Annotated in this window: 3 protein-coding genes; 2 read left to right on the forward strand and 1 reads right to left on the reverse strand. The window is 76.1% G+C overall.

Annotation, left to right across the window (positions count from 1 at the left end; all coding sequences use genetic code 11):
- Nucleotides 1–71 precede the first annotated feature (71 nt).
- Both RIF68_RS32045 and RIF68_RS32050 read left to right on the forward strand, forming a co-directional pair.
- Nucleotides 72–2168, forward strand: coding sequence for a TPM domain-containing protein (locus tag RIF68_RS32045; protein WP_309054774.1), 2097 nt, complete (start codon nucleotides 72–74; stop codon nucleotides 2166–2168).
- Nucleotides 2169–2229: 61 nt separating this feature from the next.
- Complete coding sequence (locus RIF68_RS32050) at nucleotides 2230–2940, forward strand: PspA/IM30 family protein (RefSeq protein ID WP_309054775.1); 711 nt, start codon at nucleotides 2230–2232, stop codon at nucleotides 2938–2940.
- Nucleotides 2941–2973: 33 nt separating this feature from the next.
- Here RIF68_RS32050 and RIF68_RS32055 read toward each other — a convergent pair.
- Nucleotides 2974–3278 (reverse strand): ATP-binding protein (locus RIF68_RS32055; protein WP_309054776.1); only part of this gene is annotated, 305 nt, incomplete at its 5' end.

Below are 3278 nucleotides of genomic sequence, written 5' to 3' on the forward strand. Positions count from 1 at the left end.
CCTCCCACGGACGGCTTCCGAACGGCGTCGGTCCGCTCGCACTCCCCCATACCGGGACATAGCCTCCTTTTGTGACACGAACAGCCACCCGAGCCCTTCTCGCGGTACTGGTGGCGGCGTGGTGGCTCCTCGTGCCCGCCGTTCACGGTGCCCACGCCGACGATCCCGCCGAACTGTCCCGGGACGGCCAGATCACCGACCGGGCCGGCGCCCTCGGCGAGCGCCGGGCCGCCGTGGCCGCGGCGCTCGACCGGCTCTACGAGGACCGCCGAATCCAGCTGTTCGTGGTCTACGTCCGGGATTTCTCGGGTCGTTCGGCCCCGGACTGGGCCGACGCCACCGCCGCGCGCAACGGCCTCGGCGCGGACGACGTCCTGCTCGCCGTCGCCACCCGCGCCCGGCAGTACGCGCACTCCGCCGACCCGGCGGGCCGGCTCACCCAGGCCCAGCTCGACGAGGTGGCGCGGACCGCGATCGAACCGGCCCTGCGGCAGAACGACTGGGCCGGGGCCGCCATCGGCGCCGCCGATGGCTACGGCGCGGTCCTGGCCGGCCGGCCCGTCCCGGCGCCGGCGATCACCCCCGGTCCCGCCGACCCCGAGCCGGAGGGGGGCGGATCGTGGGGCGCCGACCTCGTCCTGCCGGCCGTGCTCGTCGGCGGCGCCGGGGCCGTGGCGGCGTACGCCTACGCCAAGCGCCGCAGGCGCACCGCGACCCGCACCACTCCCCAGGGCGGGCAGGGCTGGGCCCCTCCCCCCGAGCACGCGCCGCCGTCGCTGGACGCGCTCGACGCCGAGGCCCAACGGACCCTGGTCGCCACCGACGACGCGGTGCGCACCAGCCAGGAGGAACTGGGCTTCGCCTCCGCGCAGTTCGGGGAGGCGGCCGTGGAGCGGTTCACCGAGGCCCTGGCCTTCGCGAAGGAGCAGCTCACGGCCTCGTTCCGGGTGCGGCAGCGGCTCGACGACGCCTTCCCCGAGGACGACGGGGAGCGGCGCAACATGCTGGAGGAGATCCTCCGGCGCTGCGCCGAGGCGAACGCGCGCCTGGACGCGGAGAGCGAGGACTTCGACCGGCTGCGCGCCCTGGAGCGTACGGCCCCGGAGGCGCTGGCCTCCGTCGAGGCGGCGTTCCGGGAGCAGACCGGGCGGGTGGTCACGGCCGGGGCGGCGCTGGGCGCGATGCGCGAGCGGTACGCGGACAGCGCCGCCTCCCCGGTCGCCGGAAACGTCGAGCAGGCCAAGGACCGGCTGGTCTTCGCGACGACCCACATCAACGCGGCCCGGCAGCGGGTGGACGAGGGCGACAACGGCGGTGCCGCCGTGCACATCCGGGCCGCCGAGGGCGCGGTGGACCAGGCCGCCCGGCTGATCGAGGCGGTGGACCGGCGCGCGGTGGAGCTCGCGGAGGCGGTGGGGAAGCTGCCGGGCGCGCTCTCCGAGACGGACGCGGACCTCGCGGACGCCCGCGGCCTGCTGAAGGGCACGGCCGAGGGGGTGTCCACGGCGGACCTCCAGGGGCGGATCGCGCGGGCGGAGACGGTGGCCGCCGAGGTGCGGCAGGCCGGTGAGGCCGGGCGGTACGACCCTCTGGAGGCGCTGCGGCGGGTCGAGGAGGCGGACGCGGCGCTCGACGAGGCGCTGCGGGGCGCGCGGGAGCGCGAATCGGGCGACCGCCGCGGCCGCGCCCTGCTGGAGCAGGCGATGCTGACGGCCCGTTCGGCGATCGGGGCGGCCTCCGACTACGTGACGACGCACCGGGGAGCGGTGGGCAGCGAGGCCCGCACCCGGCTCGCGGAGGCCCGGCGCCGGTGGGAGAGGGCGGAGGCGCTCGCCGCCGCCGGGGACCCGCGGACCGCCCTGCCGGAGGCGCAGCGGGCGGACGGCCTGGCGCGGCTGGCGCAGGAGCTCGCGGAGCGGGACGTCCACGCCTTCGGGGGCCCCGGCGGTCCTGGCGGGATGCCGGGCGTGGGCGGGGGCGGCGGGCTCGGGGGCGCGGTGCTGGGCGGCATCCTCCTCGGCGGGCTGTTCGGCGGGGGAAGCGGGGGTCACGGGGGCTTCGGCGGCGGGTTCGGGGGTGGGTTCGGGGGCGGTGGTCCCGGCGGCGGGCCCGGCAGCTTCGGCGGTGGCGGCACGCGCGGCCGGCTGGGCGGCGGGGGCCGGTTCTGAGCGCGACCCGCCGCCCCTCCCTGTTTCGCGTCCCTCTGAGGACTCCACGAAGGAGACGAGCATGAGCAAGCAGACCGTTCTCGGCCGGGTCGCCCAGCTGGCGAAGGCGAACATCCACGCGCTGCTGGACCAGGCCGAGGATCCGCAGAAGATGCTGGACCAGCTGATCCGTGACTACTCGTCCAACATCGCGGAGGCGGAGGAAGCGGTGGCCGCCACGATCGGCAATCTGCGGCTGATGGAGCAGGACCACCAGGAGGACCTGGACGCGGCGAAGGAGTGGGGCGGGAAGGCGCTCGCCGCGAGCCGGAAGGCGGACGAACTGCGGGCCGGCGGGCGGACGGCGGAGGCCGACCGCTTCGACAACCTGGCGAAGGTGGCGCTCGGCCGCCAGCTGCGCGCCGAGCAGGAGGCGCGGACGGCCGAGCCGACCATCGCCGCGCAGACCGACGTGGTGGCCAAGCTGCGGACCGGACTCGACCAGATGGGGACCAAGCTCGGCGAACTCCAGGCCAAGCGGGACGAGCTGGTCGCCCGCGCGAAGTCGGCGCAGGCGCAGAACCGCATGACGGACGCGGTCGACAGCATCGACCTGCTCGACCCGACCAGCGAGCTGAGCCGGTTCGAGGACAAGGTGCGCCGGGAGGAGGCGCGGGCCCTGGGCAAGCAGGAGCTCGCCGCCTCGTCCCTGGACGCGCAGTTCGAGCAGCTGGACGCATTCGGCGACAGCGACGAGATCGAGGCCCGCCTCGCGGCGCTGAAGGCCGCCTGACTCCAGGGGTGCCCGGCGCTCCCGGTCCTTCGCTCAGAACATGCTGAGGAGCTGCTCCACGCTGGGCTCGGCCGCGCTCTCGCCGTCGGGCAGGGCGAGTTCGAACCAGACGGTCTTGCCGCGCGGGGTGCGGCGGGAGCCCCAGGAGGAGCTGAGCAGCCCGACGAGCTGAAGACCGCGGCCGCCCTCGTCGGTGTCCCGGGCCCTGCGGCGCCGGGGCTGCACCAGGCCCGAGTCCCAGACCTCGCAGACGAGGGTCCGGTCGCGCAGCAGGCGGAGCCGGATCTCGCCCTCGCCGTAGCGCAGGGCGTTGGTGACGAGTTCGCTGACGAGCAGTT

The organism is Streptomyces sp. (assembly GCF_031178505.1).
GTDB lineage: Bacteria > Actinomycetota > Actinomycetes > Streptomycetales > Streptomycetaceae > Streptomyces > Streptomyces gulbargensis.